The organism is Microcoleus sp. bin38.metabat.b11b12b14.051 (assembly GCF_013299165.1).
Lineage (GTDB): Bacteria > Cyanobacteriota > Cyanobacteriia > Cyanobacteriales > Microcoleaceae > Microcoleus.
Map to the genome: position 1 here is coordinate 1 of NZ_JAAFKD010000038.1, position 17996 is coordinate 17996.

The following is a 17996-nucleotide window of genomic DNA, read 5'->3' on the forward strand; positions in this document are numbered from 1 at the left end:
CATCAAAAAATGTGGGTGGAAACCCCGTCCTTCTAGGACGGCTTTACAATTGACTTGTGCTTTCACGCTTTAACTGTTAAGCTGTAAAAATGAAACTCAAGGCATTCAAGTACCGATTTTATCCAACGCCAGAGCAAGAAACCTTGTTGCGGCGAACGATGGGCTGTGCGCGTCTTGTCTACAACAAAGCCTTGTCTGTAAGGACAGATGCTTGGTACAAAGACAAAAAACGCATTGGGTATAATGAATCTTCTACCATGCTGACTCAATGGAAGAAAGAGGAAGACCTCTCTTTTCTGAATGAGGTTAGCTGTGTTCCACTCCAACAAGGCTTGAGACACCTTCAGACTGCCTTTACCAACTTCTTTGCGGGTCGGACTAAATACCCAAACTTCAAGAAGAAAAGTAGCGGCGGAAGTGCTGAATTTACGAAATCGGCTTTTAAGTGGAAAGATGGTCAAGTTTTCTTGGCTAAATCTCCGGTTGCTTTGCCGATTCGATGGAGTCGCTCTATACCAGAGGGGTGTGAACCTTCTACTATCACGGTCAAATTGTCCCCTTCGGGTCGCTGGACTGTTTCGATGGTGGTTGAGGTAGACATTCAACCATTGCCAAAGTCGCCCAATCAAATTGGGATTGACCTTGGCATTACCAGTTTGATTGCTTTGAGTACGGGCGAAAAAGTTGCTAACCCCAAAGCGTTCAAAGCAAAGCGGGCTAAACTCCGCAAAGCTCAAAAAGCACTTTCTCGCAAGACAAAAGGCTCGAACAATCGGTACAAAGCCCGATTGAAAGTGGCTAAAGTCCATGGGTCGATTAATGACGCTAGGCAAGATTTCCTTCACAAGTTGACGACTCGGTTGGTGCGTGAAAACCAAACCATCGCCGTTGAAGATTTGGCTGTGAAGAATATGGTGAAGAATCGGAAACTTGCCCTGAGCATCAGCGATGCGAGTTGGGGTGAGTTGGTGAGACAGCTTGAATACAAGTGCGACTGGTATGGTCGCACCTTGATCGAGATTGACCGATGGTTTCCGAGTTCTAAACGATGTGGACATTGTGGTCACGTTGTTGAAAAGTTGCCTCTGAATATCCGGGAATGGTCTTGCCCTAAATGTGGGACAAACCACGACCGCGATGTAAATGCAGCAAATAACATTTTGGCGGCTGGGCTAGCCGTTTCAGTCTGTGGAGCGACCGTAAGACCAGAACAGAGTAAATCTGTGAAGGCGGGTGCTACGAAGCAGAAAACCTAAGAAGTGATTCTTAGAATCCCCGTCTCTTCAGAGCGGGGAGTATGTCAACAGAAAGATAAGACCGGGCGGTTGAAACCGCGTCGATACAGACAAAACCCGCGACTCGACTTCGCTCGCCGAACACCTCCGCGGGTTGAAGAGCAAGCCGTTAAAATATGTTATCTATCTTCAGTCCGCGGAGGCGGACATGGTTTGTGTAGACGCGGTTTCAACCGCCGTCTATTCTCGCCATTTGACAGAACAACCGATCGCCTCTGTACTAGAAGGCTCTATCGATTTGTCATTCAGCAGTTGCTCGATCGCGCTCCGCAAATACGAAACCTGCACCGCCCCCGCATCGTCGGCGTTGTCGTCTATTGAACCTTTATAGCGCAATCTGCCATCTCGGTCTAACAAAAAAACCTCTGGCGTTTGAGAAGCTCCAAAACTTTCTGCGACATCTTGAGCAACATCTCTGATATACGGGAAGTTGAGCTGATTTTCTGTCGCAAAAATTTTCATGTTTTCAAAGCTGTCATCTGGGTACTGGTTGGCGTCGTTAGCATTAATCCCAATTAAAGTAACACCTCGATCTTGAAAATCTGCTTGCAGTGCTTTGAGGCGATCGAGATACAACTGCACGTAAGGGCAATGATTGCACATAAATACTACCCCGATCGCTCGAAATTTTTCTAAGTAGCGAGCTAAATGGTGAACTTCTTCGTCAACTCCCGGCAGTTCAAAATCGGGAGCGTAGCTGTTAATCGGAGTACCCATTGTTTCTATTTATAAGTTTATGTTTGCAGCAGGTGAACAGCAGTATTTGCTACCCTTAAAAATGACAAGACACACGATTAAAATTGGCTGTTTTTGGGGCGAGCTTCATTCTCGCCTTGCTAACAGCCTGTTTTGATTCGTGGTTGGCGATTTATTCCTCGTTTTGCTTGAGCCAACCTTGGGCTACGGCTTGGTATCCAATCATTTTGTATGCTAATTTGGCAGCGGTAAATTCTGAAACTACAGAATCTACTAGAGGTGCTAGTTCCATAATGTCACAGCCAATTACTTGGTAAGACTCGAAGACGCGGCGCAAAAATCCGGTGAGCGAATACCAATTTAACCCGCCCGGTTCAGGTGTGCCAACTCCTGGAATTAATGTCGGATCGATGCCGTCTAGGTCGATCGTCAAAAATACTCGTTTTGTTTTTATACTAGCAATTGCGCGATCGGCCCAATCCGGTTGAGTCGCAATTTCCCTAGCTCGAAACACGTTTAGCTGTTTGGCTTTAATCAAGTCGGCTTCTTCCTTGCAGATAGCCCGAATCCCGATTTGCAGTGTCGGTAAGCCCATATCTACAACCCGCCGCATCACACAGGCGTGGTTGTGGATCGAGCCTTCGTATTCGTGGCGCAAGTCGCCGTGGGCGTCGATTTGCACGACTGTGAAGGGTTCATCCGGGTATGCTTGGCGGTAGCCTTCGACAACGCCGGCGGTGATGCTGTGCTCGCCTCCGAGGGAGATCACAAATTTATTTTCGGTAATTAGCTGGTGTACGGTTTGTTGCGTGACTCGCAGCATTTCTGAGGATGAAACTGGTTGGCTGTTGCGGGTATCGGCGATCGGCAATGCTGTATAAATGCCCACATCATAGCAAACTTCCGAATCTAGTTCTTCGTCGTAGCATTCGAGTTGGTGTGAAGCTTCTAGCAGTTTTGCCGGCCCGTTTTCGCAGCCTCGGCGGTAGGTGGTGGTTGCTTCGTAGGGAATTGGCAAGATTACTACTTTGGCTGTGTCGTAGTCGGGTACAATTTCGGAACCGAGAAATGGTACGACAACTGTTGAGATGATCGTTGGCATAGGGGAAATTTCTATAAGGCAAAAAATTCAGCATCTTTAATGGTGGCATAATAGCGGCTCTAACTGCAAAGGAAGAAGAAAGAGGATTTAACCGCAGAGAGCGCAGAGGGCGCAGAGAGTGTGAAGGGAAGAGGGAAGGTTTGCGATTTATGTTTTAGTGGTTGCCTCGAATTGCGATACGGTTTGTAGTAAGGACTAAGAGTCCTTCTCTTTCTTGAATTTTCACTTTTTTACTTCTATGACTTCTTCTACGTTAACTGCTGTTGCGCCTCAAACCTGGATGTGGAGAGGCTTTCCGATTTGCTACCAGACTGCGGGAACTCAGGGCCCTGCGGTGGTGTTTGTCCACGGTTTTGGTGCGTCTTGGGGCCACTGGCGCAAGAATTTGCCGGCGTTGGCTGCTGATTGTCGCTGTTTTGCGATCGATCTTATCGGTTTTGGCGGTTCTGCTAAGCCTGCGCCTAAGCTGGAGATTGACTACACTTTTGAAACTTGGGGAGAGTTGATTGCTGATTTTTGTCGGGAGGTTGCTGGCGGGCCTGCTTTTTTGGTGGGAAATTCGATCGGCTGTGTGGCAATTATGCAAGCCGCTGTTGATTTTCCCGACATTGCTTCTGGTGTAATTTTACTCAATTGTTCCCTGCGCTTGTTGCACGATCGCAAACGCGCCGAAATGCCTTGGTATCGCAGTTTTGGCGCTCCAATTGCACAAAAAGTTTTAAATGTCAAGTGGATTAGTCAACTATTTTTTAAACAATTAGCGACGCCGAATACAGTAAAAAAAGTGCTTTTGGAAGCTTATCACCGCCCGGAAGCTGTCACTGACGAGCTGGTAAATATGCTGCTGGAACCTGCTAAAGACAGTGGCGCAGTTGATGTATTTGTGGCATTTATCAGCTATTCTCAAGGCCCTTTACCGGAGGATTTGTTACCGCGTTTGAACTGTCCTGCTTTGATTGTGTGGGGTGCAAATGACCCTTGGGAGCCGATCGCCTTGGGGCGGGAATTAGCCAATTTTCCGGCTGTGGAAAAGTTTATTTCCCTCGAAGGAGTGGGCCACTGTCCGCAGGATGAAGCGCCGGAATTGGTCAATCCTATTTTACTTGATTGGATTTTGGGGCGATCGGCCTTGGCATAAAATCAGTCTGCGTCAGCTTGGCAATTAGCACCGCCGAAAGCTAACCTGAAGAAAACTTTTGAGTTTTGAGTTATGAGTTAAACAGTCCCCAATCCACAACTGTGGACTTAAAATTCATAACTCAAAGCTATATTACCAATTACTTGCCCTTTGATTGATTTTATGTTTGGGGAACCGCCAAGAAAGTTAGGAGATTCTTCAGTTGACTGTTGACAGTTAGCAAGAAGAGCTCTCGTCGAGGGGTTGACGCTTGACGCCAATCCGGGCAACCTCTACCTGGAACCAAGAGGATTGCAGTCATGAATCGTCTGATTGTAATTTGTCGCTGACAGGCTTTTTGGTTATTTATGAAATATCAGAGGTAAATTGATACTATTTTTTCTGGAAGCTTCATCTGTTACATTTGTTAGCAAATCTGTTGCCGAACATCCTTCTGTTGTGAACAATAACTTTGGTCGATATGGATAACTTGAGCATCGACACTAAAACCCGCGCCGTCAAGCTGGGTTCAGAGTGTATAGACTTAAACAAAGAAGAATATATCGTGCTGCTGCTGTTGAGCAAGCACTACGGCAAATATGTCGCACCGGGAGCGATTTTTAACGTGCTGTACAAGCGTCCTCCAACAGGTGACGAAGAGCAAATTATAGTCGATCGCATTTTTGAACTCAGGAGAAAATTAAAAGACAACGGCGACACACCGATTCTAATTCATACCGAACCAAACGGGAGCGGCAAATACGGCATTCTTGCAGTCGAAAGCCCCGTGCAAATCAACGGCGAAATTTTGCAGCCGCCGGAACCTAACCCTGAATATGAACAACTTTTAAACGGTCGCTACCGGGTGATTGAGAAACTCGGAGAAGGAGGTTTTGGCTTAACATTGCTCGCCGAAGATACGCAAATGCCTTCGCATCGGTGTTGCGTCATTAAGCAGCTAAAAAGCCAGACTGATAATCCTCAGATTGACCAAAGGGTTCGAGAGCGTTTTTCTCAAGAAGCTGCTGTCTTGGAAAAGTTGGGTGAAGGACATTCTCAAATACCCAAACTCTACGGGCACTTTGAGGAAAATAATTTGTTTTTCTTGGCCTTAGAATGGATAGACGGGGAAACGCTCAACAACCGGGTAAAAGTTGCTGGTAAAATGAGCGAGGAGCAAGTTAAAGAAATTATCGCTAGTTTGCTGCTAGTTTTGGATTATATACACGAAAACCAGATTATTCACCGAGATGTCAAACCGCAAAATATTATTTTGCGAAAGTCGGACGATGAACCAGTCTTAATAGATTTTGGCGTGGTTAAGGAAACAATAGATCCTGCGGTAACTACTGGAGGAAATGATGTAACTATCTCTATTGGAACGCCGCAATTTATGTCTCCGGAACAAGCCGCCGGTAGACCAGAATTTTCTAGCGATTTGTACAGTTTGGGATTGACTGCAATTTATTTGCTGACAGGAAAGTGGCCGCAGGATTTGGAAACTGACCCTCAAACTCGGGAGATGCTTTGGCAGAATCACGCATCTAAGGTGAGTATCAGATTTGCCGCAGTTCTGGATAAATCAATTAGGTTTCACCCGCGAGCTCGGTTCGCTAATGCTAAGGAAATGTTGGCGGCTTTGCAGGAGCCTACATCGGCTACTTTGGCACAGATTAACGATCAGGAAAGTTCAAAAAAAACTCCTAAAAAAAACTGGATTGTTTGTTTAATATTGATATTTTTAATGGCTTTAGGTACAGGGGCTTTTTTATTCAAAATAGAATTGATTAATATCTTAAAAAATGCTGTACATTTGGCTGAGAGGAACCTGAATCCTAGCGTTTCTAAAATACCTAATTTACCCGGGGAAAATTCCCGGACTTCCTCGCCTGTAGATGTCAGTAGTTACATCAGTGCGGGCGATCGCATTTTGTTCGCTAGCACGGCTACTACTGACAAGCAAGCAGGAGTTCGCGCGATCGCCGCGGCTGACTTCAAAACGGCGATAAATAAGCTAGAAGCGGCTTTCCAAGTCGATCGCACTGACGCGGAAACTTTGATTTATCTCAACAACGCTCGACTCGGTACAGCACAAGCCCTGAAAATTGCCGCAGTAGTTCCGATTGGCGACAATCTCAGCGCGGCGGCGGAAATCTTGCGCGGGATAGCTCAAGCTCAAGATGAAGCAATTAAGGCGGGAGTGCCTTTCAAGGTGGTAATTGCTGATGATGGTAATGATGAAAATCGGGCGCAGGCTATTGCGCGCAGTCTGATTGCAGATAGCAGTATTTTAGCAGTAGTCGGTCACGGCACCAGCAAAACTTCGATCGCAGTTGCTCCAATTTACACTCAAAATCAAATGGTGGCGATCGCACCTACGAGCACCAGCATTGAGTTAGCAACGGTTCCGAAGCGCACCGACGGTGTGAACTATTTCTTTCGGACGATACCCAGCGACCAATTTACAGGTACTGCTTTAGCTCGCTATATGTTAAGTAGCATGAAAAAAAGCACGGCTGCGGTTTTTTACAATGCCAAAAGTTCCTACAGCAAGTCGCTACAAACAGCTTTTTCTACTACTTTGATTTTGGAAGGCGGTCAAGTTGTTAAGCAAGTAGATTTGTCCGAACCAAATTCTACAGCACACCTGGCTGGGATTGAAGCAGATGTGCTGGTCTTGTTCCCGGATTCTGATACTGTAAATTCATCCTTAGAAATAGCTCGTAACAATCAAAAAGGTTTACCAATGATTGGCGGCGATGCTCTCTACAATACGGATTTATTAAAACAAAGTGGAGAAGTTTTGAGGGGGGCGGTAATTTCGGTTCCTTGGCATTTTGCTGATAGTAAAAGTCAAAATTTTGCACTGTTGGCTAAAAATTTGTGGGGAATTGATGTTAACTGGCGGACGGCGATGAGTTACGATGCGGTGCAGGTGTTGCGGATGGGAAGGTCGATCGGCAAAATTGCTCCTTCTAACGGTCAAGCTGGGCGGGTGATGTTGGCGAAAACCTTGGCGCGTGAGGATTTTAAGGTTAGCGGTGCGACTGGGGAAATTAGATTTTTGTCGAGTGGCGATCGCAACAGCAATGTAGTTCTTTTACAAATTGTACCCGATTCTAAATCAGGTGCAGGTTACGATTTTGCACCAATCAGTCGATTTTAGACTTCGACTTCGCTCAGTCGAACGATTTTAGACTTCGACTTCGCTCAGTCGAACGATTTTAGATTGATATCATGTCGGCTCGAACTCGAACCACCACTATCAGATTGGTTCGAGGGTTCGGAATGCGAGTCCTATGATTGTTAGGTTCGATCGTTCGGAATGCGATTCCTAGGATTGTTAGGTTCGATCGTTCGGAATGCGAGTCCTAGGGTATTTGCGGACTAAAGTCCGCACTACAAACCAATTTTACTGTGAGGAGTTTAATGGATATAATTTGCTGGAAAATCTTGTGCTCGGCATCCCAGATTACCTCTATAATGTATTATAATTGGTAATTAAATAAAAAAATGAATAGTTCGATCGCGAGGCGCAACAACGTCAACATCCAGGGTAAAGGATCTCAAACCCTGATTTTTGCTCAAGGCTTCGGGACGGATCAAACAGCTTGGCGAAATCAGGTAGCAGCCTTGACACCCAACTACCGCATCGTACTATTTGACCACGTTGGGGCTGGAGATTCCGATTTTTCTGCCTACAGCCCCCACCGCTACAGCAGCCTCCACAGCTATGCAGAAGATTTGCTAGAGCTGTGCAGTGAGTTAAATTTAACACATTGTAATTATATCGGTCACTCGGTTAGCGCTATGATTGGTTTGTTAGGGACTTGCGTATAAATAAAATCCCAGCCATGCAATTGTCTTGTCGAAGGAGCAACCAAAGGATTGGTATAGTATTAAGCTGCAAGCGCCTTAGCAGCCGTAGCAGAGCCAAAACTCTTTAACAAGCTCGTATTTATTGGTGCATCTCCGCGTTATTTAAATGACACACCATACGTAGGAGGTTTCGATCGGGCAGACCTTGATAGCTTGTACGCGGCAATGTCGTCTAACTTCTACGCATGGGCTAGCGGTTTTGCCCCATTAATGATGAGTCACCCAGAGCAGCCGGAATTAGCCGCCCACTTGGCCAAGACTCTGATAGCTATCCGCCCAGATATAGCCCAAGCTGTGATTAAGGTGATTTTTGAGTCGGATTATCGATCGCAATTACCGCAGCTAAAAGTACCGACACTGATTATCCAATCGAAGCACGACCCCGCCGTACCTGTGGATGTAGGCCGATATATGAATCAAAAAATACTCAACAGTCAACTGATAGAAATAGATGCGCGGGGTCATTTTCCCCACATCAGCGCACCAGGGACAATCACGCGGGCGATCGCCTCGTTTATTTCGTAGCACTAAAAATCAATCAAAATTGAAAAATTAAAAATTAATAATGGACTGGCTGGAAAAGTGCTTTAACTATTTCAATGAAATTCCTAAATTCAGTCTAAAACTGCCAAAAAAAAGTCTATTTCTGATTTTTAAATCTTCAGGGCTGCGCCATCCCGAAAGTTTGCCAACGTTCAGGCTGCCTTTGCTGTTGCTGTTTGTTGGCTCGCTGGCCCTCGACTGTTGGCAAGAAACAGCCGTAATTTATGCGATCGACGAAACGATCGTATTTATGCTGTGCGTGCTGCTGCCCCCCTCTGGCGCCTCGCTGGGTATGCTGGGATTTTTGACCGGTGTTACAGTTTGGTTCCCCGCCGCCCGTGACTTGCTGCTCGACTCGTGGATGACTCAAAGTATCGCTGTGGCCTTGAGCATTCTGGCGCGGAGGTTTCTGTTGCGAGTTGAGTGGCAATTGGCTTCGCAAAACGTACTTGCAGCCCTCACCCGTAGCGGTGATACAGAAGGTGCTGACACAGTTATTGCTACAACATTGACAATGTTGCGTAAATATGCAAATGCAGATGCGGCGATCGCCCTGCGCCAACTTGATGACGTAACTGCCGAGGCGCTCGCCTGCGTACCCGCCAAAGCTTTACCGACTCAATTCACCAGTCCCAAAATCTTTGCTGAAGCCCTAGGCAGCAACCGCTGCATCTACTATTGGGACTACCCTGCAACTCCCGGCGCTAACCGTACCTTGCTCAGCACAGGAGCAAAATCCCTCGCAGTGCTACCGCTGTCTGCACCTGCGGGAGATGAAGTGGTTCGGGGGCCCAAACCAGGGGCGATCGTCCTAGTGTGGTATCACCGCTATCGAGTCTCCGCCTATTTTCAAAACTTCGCCGTATCAGTGCTGGGGGGATTGAGCACCATACTCAGGTTTCACTACACCACTTTTCGCCTAGAAAAGCTGCAAACTCGCTACAGCGCCATTTTGCAGACGATACCGCAGGGCGTGGTATTTGTGGACGCCAGTGGCGAACAAGGTTGGATCAATAGTGTCGCCGCCCAGCAGCTAAGTTTAACAGAAGGCGCTCAAGAAGCGACAGCGATTGCTGATGCGATGGCAAAACTGCGCTCCAAGGCCCAAAATCCACAGGAAATCGCAGCCAAAGCAGCAGCTTTTTTCAGCAAACCAGACGCTAAGATTCGCGATTGGGAGTGGGTTTTCCCAGAGCCCGAGTGCCAAGTCTTGAATCTGTCGAGCACCCCTACTCTCGTGCGCGATGTACCGGGCCGTCTGTGGCTCCTAGACGACATTACCGATCGATATTTAAACCGTTTAGCATTGGTCGATCGTACCGCACAACTGGAAGCTGCCAACAACGCTCTGCAACTAACTCAGTTTTCAGTCGATCGAGCCGGCGATGCTATTTTTTGGATCGGATCGGACGCTCAAATATTGTATGTCAACGATGCTGCTTGTTTTTCCCTCGGCTATTCCCGCAGCGAGTTGTTGTCAATGAATGTCAGCAAAATTGATGCCAACTTTACCCTTACAGTCTGGCCACTGCACTGGGAAACTATCAGGGAATGCGACTCTATTACCCTGGAATCTGAGCATTGCACCAAACACGGCAAACTTTTTCCGGTCGAGGTAAAAGTCAATTATTTAGAATTCAACGGTAGCGAGTACCACTGCGCCTTTGTCCGGGATATTAGCGATCGCAAGCAAGTCGAGGCAGCCATCCGGGCGGAGCAGGAAAAATCCGAAAAATTGCTCTTAAATATTTTACCGCAATCAATTGCTAAACGTTTGAAACAAAGAGAAACAAACATTGCTGAAGGATTTGCCAATGTGACGATTTTGTTTGCCGACATCGTTGGCTTTACTCAGCTTTCGTCTCAAATCAGTCCCAAAGAATTGGTGTATTTGCTTAACGAAATTTTCAGCGAATTCGATCGCATGACAGATTTGTACCATTTGGAAAAAATCAAGACAATTGGCGACGCTTATATGGTAGCTGGCGGCATTCCGCTCCCTCGCAGCGATGGCGCGGAAGCTGTGGCCGAAATGGCGATCGGTATGCAACAGGCGATCGGTTTATTTAACATTACCCACGGTCACTCTTTAAGCATTCGCATCGGCATCAATACCGGGGCTGTAGTAGCTGGCGTGATTGGCACGAAAAAGTTTATTTACGATTTGTGGGGCGACGCGGTAAATACGGCTTCGCGGATGGAATCTCACGGCATTCCCGGCTGCATTCACGTCACCGAAGCCACTCGCAAACTGTTGGGAGATAAATATATTTTTCAGGATAGAGGAGTAATTTCAATCAAGGGTAAGGGAAAAATGAGGACTTATTTATTAATTCACAATAATTAACTCTAAAAATTATAGATTGCGCGCAATGAATCTGATGAACCAGACTTTTATACCAATTATGAAAACTATTGATACAGTAAAGGCTTCTGCTGGGCCGTGTCCGCCGCACGGATTAAAGACAGGGCCCAGCAGAAGTCACCACAGAAATATTTTAATGATTGGTATGAGATTGAGGATTTTAGCAACATTTTTTTAAATTGGTATTCAACCATATTTATTATCAAAAAAGGTCGTCAAGCCCGAGCGCGTTAAATCTACACGCAAAATTATTCAATCGTTTAATTGTTCAATTCAACAACTAAATTATCCCATCTAAAATTTGAAATTGCATGACTTTTTATGACCGTTTTTTTATTTAGTTTGTCTGATTTTCCTTGTTATTTTGTTGGGATTTTTTTAGGTTGGTTGTGGCTGCGATGGCTGCATTTCACTTGGTGCCGCTGCTAATGACATGGTTGTGGTTGTGGTATTTTGCCGCCGTTTTGCAATGAGTTTCATGCGCGGCCCTCATTTGAACTCATAAAAAAATAGGACACAGCAGTGTTGTGTCGCTACAAATAGCCAATTGTAATATTGAAAAACAGGACACAGCACTGCTGTGTCCCTACAAATAGCCAATTGTAATATTGAAAAAGAGGACACAGCAGTGCTGTGTCCCTACACATACAAAAAAAGAGGACACAGCAGTGCTGTGTCCCTACACATACAAAAAAAGAGGACACAGCAGTGCTGTGTCCCTACACATACAAAAAAAGAGGACACAGCAGTGCTGTGTCCCTACACATACCGCGTTGAAAACCCAGTTTAAAAAGACTTAAAGTCTCCGCCTGACTGAGTTTTTTTACTCAACCAATCCTTACCCAATCTGATTGTCACATCCGACTGCAAAGCACCGGTACTCTCAACCAGCACCTCTCCAAAACCCAAAGACTGGCGAATCGCTTGAGCACCTTTAATGTCGCCGTCTTGAGCTACAATCGTAGTTACGTCTAGGGGTTCAGACCAAGTTCTAGAAACCTGAACATTCCGATAGCCTGCGCGAGTTAAAGTCTTCACAAAATCTTCAACCGCCGATCGATCGCCCGTACTGTCTTGAATCGCCACCTTCAGGAAAGTCGAATCAACATTATCAATTTTCCAAGTATTTTGGCCGAAGTCAAAATGCTCTGCTACCAGAGTTTCGATGCCATTTTGGTCTGGCAGCCAAAAACTTGCCTTGTAGTCCTTAGGATCGCTGAATTTCCCGGGAACCATCAACATCTGTACGCCAGCGCGATCGGTTTGAGTAGCAAAACCAGCCAAAGCCACCAATTCTTCTATACTCAAATTCGTGTCAATGTGAGACTGAATCACCGACAAAATTTTCGGCAAGCGAGACAGCAAACCAACATTAACTTGGTCTTCCACAAAAGCCCGCATCAACAATTGCTGGCGCTGCACCCGCCCGATATCGCCCAAATCGTCGTGCCGGTAAAGCAAATATTGCACGATTTGTTCGCCGTTGAGATGCTGCTTGCCGGCCTTTAAATCAATATATAAATGCTGGCTTTCATCGGTATACTTCATGTCTTTAGGGACATTGAGAGTAATGCCGCCAAGGGCATCTACCAAACTTTTGATACCTTGAACATTAACTGTGACATAACGGTCAATTCCCACCCCGCCGAGAAGCCCGCTGACTGACTTCGCTGACGAAGCCGGCCCGCCGTAGTAATTAGCTTCGTTGATTTTCACCACACCCCTACCTTCAACATAGGTGCGGGTGTCTCGCGGAATCGAAAGCACGCTTAACTTTTTATTTTGAGGGTCAAACCTCACCAATAGCATGGTATCAGTTAACCCCTTGAAAGAGTTTTGCCAGACATCGTATCCCTGATGCTTATCGGGATGGCCGTCGAGGTCTGAACTCAGAACCTTAAGTCCTAAAACTAAAATATTAACTGGGCGAGTCAGCTCCGGCATTTTCATGCTGAGTTTTGCCATGTCTCCTTGAGAAAATACTGCCGCTTCTTCAGGAGTCAACTTTTGTTGCTGGAGTGGCGTTGTGGAAAGGGAGACGGCTAGCAGCGCTCCGGCTGTGGCTGAGAGCATGGCTACTCCAGCCAAACCAAAACCAAAACCCAGCCAACGGCCCCGATGCGCCGGGTGCGATTTTTTGGTTGAAGGTTGAGCAGTTGATTGTTTGATAGGGTCTTGATTAGGAGTTTTTTGAACTGGCACTGGCTTCCTCACACACAACAAAAATAAAAAACATAATGGCAATATGTAGTATCAAGCTGAAGACGCACTCTAATCAATACGGTAGGGGCTTAAAAGAACCCTAAATTATGATAAATGTTTGCCCACCACTTGCTCGGCTACGCGGCTAATTCCGGGCAACCATAGCGGTTGACGCTTCCAGAGGCGAACCATCAGTCCCACAGCAACGATGAAATAGCTGGTTGTCAGCAGGCTACTCATTAATAACATGGGAAGTGCCGGAGATTCCGCAGAAATCGCCACCGCTTCTAAAAGAATATGTCCTAAGAGCCAACTAAAAGCAAGAGCAATTGCCAAGCGGCTGACGGCTTTGCGTTCGGGGCTGCCCTGACGGCGGTAAAGATTCCACAGGGCGGGGAAAAACCCGATGACTGGGATCATTAGTACAAACAGGCTTGCCCGATCGAGTTCGGGATTGTCTAAGGGATCTGTATTTTTCATAATTCGCTACTGAAAATTTGCAGCAGGTCTAGTTTTGGACAAAACTTTATTTGTTAGAGGTAAAAATTCTATCCTAAACCCAAATTCGGAGAGCGGAGCGGGTTTTGCACAAAAATTGTGGGTTCAAGGCCGAGTTTTTCCGCTAAACCTGTCCCCACCGATTATTTACAACTTTGAGCCCCGATCGCCGTATTTTGATAAACTGGATACACCACAGGAGACAGGAGAACAGACTTAGCCATGACCCAATCCCAAAAACAGATCGTTATTTCTCCATCAATATTATCCGCCGATTTTAGCCGTCTCGGAGAAGAGATTCAGGCTGTCGATCGAGCTGGGGCTGACTGGATTCACGTAGATGTGATGGACGGTCGCTTTGTTCCTAATATTACTATCGGGCCGCTGATTGTCGAAGCAATTCGCCCCGTAACTACCAAGCCGCTGGATGTCCACCTGATGATTGTGGAGCCGGAGAAGTACGTCGAGGACTTCGCTAAGGCTGGTGCTGACATTATTTCGGTGCACGCCGAGCACAATGCTTCGCCTCACTTGCACCGCACCCTGGGTCAAATTCGGGAATTGGGCAAAATGGCTGGTGTGGTGCTGAATCCTTCGACGCCGCTGGAGTTGATCGATCACGTGCTGGAACTTTGCGATTTGGTGCTGATTATGAGCGTCAATCCGGGCTTTGGTGGTCAAAGTTTTATCCCGACTATGGTGCCGAAAATTCGCAAGCTGCGCCAAATGTGCGACGAGAGAGGCCTCGATCCTTGGATTGAAGTTGATGGCGGTTTGAAGGGAAACAATACTTGGCAGGTTCTGGAAGCGGGCGCAAATGCGATCGTCGCGGGTTCTGCTGTGTTTAAGGCGAAGGATTACGCAGGTGCGATCGAAGGTATCCGCCACAGCAAGCGCCCGACTCCTGAGTTGGCTGCTGTCTAATCAAAAATTCGATCGCGTCTGGTGAATTACTAATCAGAAAAGTGTTTGCACTTAGGACGAATAGTTTTTATTAAAAAATGGAAGAGCAAATTCTTCCATTTTTTTGTAATGGATCGGACATTATGTCCGATCCACTACAAACCTATCAGACTGTATCTCCGATCGCAGTGGGAGATGATGTTACTTAGTTGAACACTTATCTGAGTTTGCCTGTTCCACATAAAAAAATAGCTAGGAACAGGCTCTCCTGCCTGTTCCTAGCTATTTTTGCCAAAAGTCTATTGTCAATAAGCATAACTAAAGCCTGTTTGGCGACCTACCTTACATCCATTACATCCGTTTAACAATTTGCTGCCGAACTTCCTGATACTTATTCGCTTTTTTAGTGTTCCCAGACACCAGCCTGGGAACCAATCTTAACTGACGCAGGATTTAGATGGCAACAAAAACTTTAAAACACAGAACAACTTACTTTCTCCTGTTTTTGTCCCTGTTATTTGGAGAGACTGGCGAGAATATTTTCCATCTCAGAAAGCTCGACTGCGCCGGAGAAAGTTTTGCCGTTCATAATAAAGAAAGGAGTGCCTTCGATGCCCAGTTGTTGGGCGAGTTGCACATCTTTCTGAATGGCGGCTTCGGCAGCGGGGCTGTTGCGATCGCTGTTGAATTTATCTAATTTGAGATTCAGCTTTTGGGCGATCGCCCCGTAAAATGGCTCCCCTAACTGTTTCTGCCCTTCAAACAAAGCGCTGTAATATTCCCAGAATTTTCCCTGCTGTTGAGCAGCCCAAGCTGCTTTAGCTGCTGGCAGCGCTTGAGGGTGAATCGAAGTCAAGGGAAAATGCTTGTAAGCTAAAGTAACTTTGTCCTGATGTTTTGCCATAAACTGCTTGACATTATCGTGAGCGCGCGCGCAAAACGGACATTGAAAGTCAGAAAATTCTAAAAGTACAATTTGCTGCGAAGCCGAACCCGTGGTAGGAGCATCCCCGATCGCCGATTTGGGATTAGTTTTCATCGTCTGCAAAAAAGACTCCTGCGCTGCTTTGAGAGACTGCTGCTGCTGTTGCTGGTACGCTTGTACCGAATCTACGATGGCTTGCGGGTTTTCGCGGATCACCTGCAAGACTTGCTCTTTAAACTTGGGATCGACGGAATTACCACCCGCTGACTGGGCGGGGGAACAACCGATAAATACAAGGCAACCTGCCAGGAGTGCAGCCAAGCAGAAAGCTTGCTGGCTGCGGAATTTTCGCCAAATAGTGGATACGTTCATCTTTTTTTTCTGATTCACGGCAACACTTAATCCTACATTTAATTTTGCGGAGTGTCAGGTGTAGGGCAGTTGACTGCTGTGCAGATATTTTTATGTACGAGCAATAATTAGTAATTGGCGATCGCCAATTCGGAGCGGATAATTGGCAGCAGATTTTCCTCACGCCAACAGCAACCAGCGGCGTAATTAAAATTGAAACTCTCGGAATTTAGTATGATATTGCAGCGAGTAGTTTGTAGCAAGAACTTGAATTATCATAAAAAATTCATGACTCAAGCCCTCACTACAAACGCCATCCAAAAGGTTTGTAGTGAGGACTTTAGTCCTTCCGAAATTATTGGCGCTATCAAAAAGGTTTGTAGTGAGGACTTTAGTCCTTCCGAAATTATTGGCGCCATCAAAAAGGTTTGTAGTGAGGACTTTAGTCCTTCCGAGATTATTTACGGCTGTTGAGCCATTTAGCAGCAACTATTCCCAAAATACCTGCAACTACTGGATTGCCCAAAAACTTCATCAAACTCGGCTGTTCTGCCAGCACTTCTCGGAAAATATCAGGGTGATTGTGATAGGTAAACGAGGCGAGCTTGGTAACATCATCAGCAGTCATGCGGCTGGCGTGGTGTGTAGAAAGTCCTAGCTGCTTTTCCAACTGGCGATCCTTCAATCCTCTCTTATCCAACTGCTTAAAGAATTCCCGAGCTACGTCATCGCGTTCGTTCGGCTTAATTTGGGCGATCGCCTTTTGCAATTCCGGTTCTAACTGTCCCGGCGGTAGAGAGTCGTGATTCAAAGAACGCCCGAATAATGCTTTACGCTGATCCGGCGAAGTTCTCTGAGCAAAATCGTCAAAATTTTCGTACTCTTCCCCGGTTGTTTCCGGCATCATTTCTCGATCGCCTTGGGCCAAATCGCTCATAATTTGACGCTTGTAATTATCGCTGCTACTCATGATGTTTTTTTCCCATCTACAAAAGTTTTTCGTATCGCACAGAAAATTATTTCCTGCCAAAAACTGCGGAATATTAAGCCGCCACGCGGCTAGGATTTAAGCTTTCCAACCAACTCAAGAATTGTATTCAATTTGATTTGATTGCTGGTCGTACTTGGCAGTTAAAATCAGTTTTTTGTCAGGAGCGTAAACCAAAACACTTACATCTTGGTTGGGGAAGTTGCGGTGGAAACCTTGAGCTAAAGATTTAGCCAAATCTTTGACTTCTGTAGGACGGACTTCAGGGGTGATGACAACTCCCAACTTGTTGTTGTCTCGCACGTAAGCATCCTGAACCAGACCTTTAGCAGTCTTTGTCACCCATTGACCAAAATCTTGACCTGCGGCCGTATTACCGCGTTCTAATTGGGCGTAATAACCTTGGCTGCCACCAATGGCTACAGGTGCATTAGTCGGTTTTTGGGCTGAAACCCCGGGCGTGCACGCAGTATTAACAGCCAGGATCAAAACTAAGATTATGCCCGCAATTATTTTGCGACTCTGCTGCAATAAGCTCACCTTTTTTCCTCCATTTTCAAAAGTTTTTTAAGAGTTGAGAGAGTCAGTTTTTTCGACCCTCTCAATGAGTATTAGGCTCAGTCTATTTTCTTTTTGATCTCGTCTTTGACATCTTCGACTGTGTGGCTGGCTTCAGCTTGTTTTTGCTTGATTTTGCCTTCAGCTTTATCCTTGGGGTCGCCAGTGACGTTGCCTAGGGCTTCTTGAGCAGCGCCTTCGATGTTTTTAGCAGTTGCCTTAGCTCTATCTTCAATGCTCATGGGTTTCTCCTTATCTGTATCTAATTTGACATTTCTTACTTGAATTCATCATAGGTAACAAGGCATCGCCTTGCACTCTACCTGTAGGAAGAAACTAGGGCAAAGCTCGGTGTAGGCTATTTAAAGGATTTAACGGATATCAGCAATAAGGAATAGGGAATAGGGAATAATATATCTGCAAAAGTTATTGTTGAGTTGGGGATGGACTGCTAGTTTTCGGTTGAGCGTTTTTCACCTAAACAGCTAACTGCTCTCATGTTTTGCCTCCAAAAACTCCGCCTACAGACACCCACGGGCAAAGAATTGTTTTTATGAAGCTCAAAATAATTTAA

14 protein-coding genes and 1 pseudogene are annotated in these 17996 nt (G+C 46.1%); 7 read left to right on the plus strand and 8 right to left on the minus strand.

Annotated features, from left to right (window positions below):
• Positions 1-89 precede the first annotated feature (89 nt).
• A complete protein-coding gene (locus tag QZW47_RS26615) occupies positions 90-1256 on the plus strand; it encodes an RNA-guided endonuclease TnpB family protein (protein WP_293134156.1) in 1167 nt (388 codons plus the stop codon).
• A 219-nt stretch (positions 1257-1475) separates the two neighbouring features.
• Here the strand turns inward: QZW47_RS26615 and QZW47_RS26620 are convergent, their stop codons facing one another.
• Positions 1476-2012, minus strand: a complete 537-nt coding sequence (locus QZW47_RS26620) for a thioredoxin family protein (protein ID WP_293134159.1) — start codon at positions 2010-2012, stop codon at positions 1476-1478.
• Positions 2013-2163: 151 nt separating this feature from the next.
• A complete protein-coding gene (gene speB / locus QZW47_RS26625; protein ID WP_293134162.1) occupies positions 2164-3093 on the minus strand; it encodes an agmatinase in 930 nt (309 codons plus the stop codon).
• Between the two features lie 238 nt (positions 3094-3331).
• On the opposite strand from speB, the gene QZW47_RS26630 reads away from it, so the two are divergent.
• From QZW47_RS26630 to QZW47_RS26650, 4 genes and pseudogenes are all read left to right on the plus strand, one after another.
• Positions 3332-4231: an alpha/beta fold hydrolase gene (locus QZW47_RS26630; protein ID WP_293134165.1), complete on the plus strand. Its 900-nt coding sequence runs from the start codon at positions 3332-3334 to the stop codon at positions 4229-4231.
• 460 nt (positions 4232-4691) lie between these two features.
• On the plus strand, positions 4692-7376 hold the full coding sequence (locus tag QZW47_RS26635) for an ABC transporter substrate-binding protein (RefSeq protein ID WP_293134168.1): 2685 nt from the start codon (positions 4692-4694) through the stop codon (positions 7374-7376).
• 347 nt (positions 7377-7723) lie between these two features.
• Positions 7724-8614, plus strand: a pseudogene (locus tag QZW47_RS30240) (alpha/beta hydrolase).
• A gap of 40 nt (positions 8615-8654) precedes the next feature.
• The gene (locus QZW47_RS26650; RefSeq protein WP_293134177.1) at positions 8655-10979 is read left to right on the plus strand and encodes an adenylate/guanylate cyclase domain-containing protein; all 2325 of its coding nucleotides are present in this window, start codon (positions 8655-8657) and stop codon (positions 10977-10979) included.
• 804 nt (positions 10980-11783) lie between these two features.
• On the opposite strand, the gene QZW47_RS26655 is transcribed toward QZW47_RS26650, so the two are convergent.
• Together QZW47_RS26655 and QZW47_RS26660 are read right to left on the minus strand one after the other, a co-directional pair.
• Positions 11784-13199 carry an LCP family protein gene (locus tag QZW47_RS26655; protein ID WP_293134180.1) on the minus strand — a complete coding sequence of 472 codons (1416 nt, stop codon included), beginning with the start codon at positions 13197-13199 and terminating at the stop codon, positions 11784-11786.
• A gap of 105 nt (positions 13200-13304) precedes the next feature.
• A complete protein-coding gene (locus QZW47_RS26660) occupies positions 13305-13679 on the minus strand; it encodes a hypothetical protein (protein WP_293134183.1) in 375 nt (124 codons plus the stop codon).
• A 240-nt stretch (positions 13680-13919) separates the two neighbouring features.
• On the opposite strand from QZW47_RS26660, the gene rpe reads away from it, so the two are divergent.
• Complete coding sequence (gene rpe, locus QZW47_RS26665) at positions 13920-14621, plus strand: ribulose-phosphate 3-epimerase (protein WP_293134186.1); 702 nt, start codon at positions 13920-13922, stop codon at positions 14619-14621.
• 493 nt (positions 14622-15114) lie between these two features.
• Here the strand turns inward: rpe and QZW47_RS26670 are convergent, their stop codons facing one another.
• Positions 15115-15897 carry a DsbA family protein gene (locus tag QZW47_RS26670; protein ID WP_293134189.1) on the minus strand — a complete coding sequence of 261 codons (783 nt, stop codon included), beginning with the start codon at positions 15895-15897 and terminating at the stop codon, positions 15115-15117.
• A gap of 267 nt (positions 15898-16164) precedes the next feature.
• Here QZW47_RS26670 and QZW47_RS26675 point away from each other — a divergent pair, with 267 nt between their 5' ends.
• Positions 16165-16350, plus strand: a complete 186-nt coding sequence (locus QZW47_RS26675) for a hypothetical protein (protein WP_293134192.1) — start codon at positions 16165-16167, stop codon at positions 16348-16350.
• Here QZW47_RS26675 and QZW47_RS26680 read toward each other — a convergent pair.
• The 3 genes from QZW47_RS26680 to QZW47_RS26690 all read right to left on the minus strand — a co-directional run bounded on the left by QZW47_RS26680 (position 16334) and on the right by QZW47_RS26690 (position 17664).
• On the minus strand, positions 16334-16846 hold the full coding sequence (locus tag QZW47_RS26680) for a hypothetical protein (RefSeq protein ID WP_293134195.1): 513 nt from the start codon (positions 16844-16846) through the stop codon (positions 16334-16336). The genes QZW47_RS26675 and QZW47_RS26680 overlap by 17 nt on opposite strands.
• A gap of 114 nt (positions 16847-16960) precedes the next feature.
• Positions 16961-17404: a hypothetical protein gene (locus tag QZW47_RS26685; RefSeq protein WP_293134197.1), complete on the minus strand. Its 444-nt coding sequence runs from the start codon at positions 17402-17404 to the stop codon at positions 16961-16963.
• Between the two features lie 77 nt (positions 17405-17481).
• On the minus strand, positions 17482-17664 hold the full coding sequence (locus QZW47_RS26690; protein WP_293134200.1) for a CsbD family protein: 183 nt from the start codon (positions 17662-17664) through the stop codon (positions 17482-17484).
• Between the last annotated feature and the right edge of the window lie 332 nt (positions 17665-17996).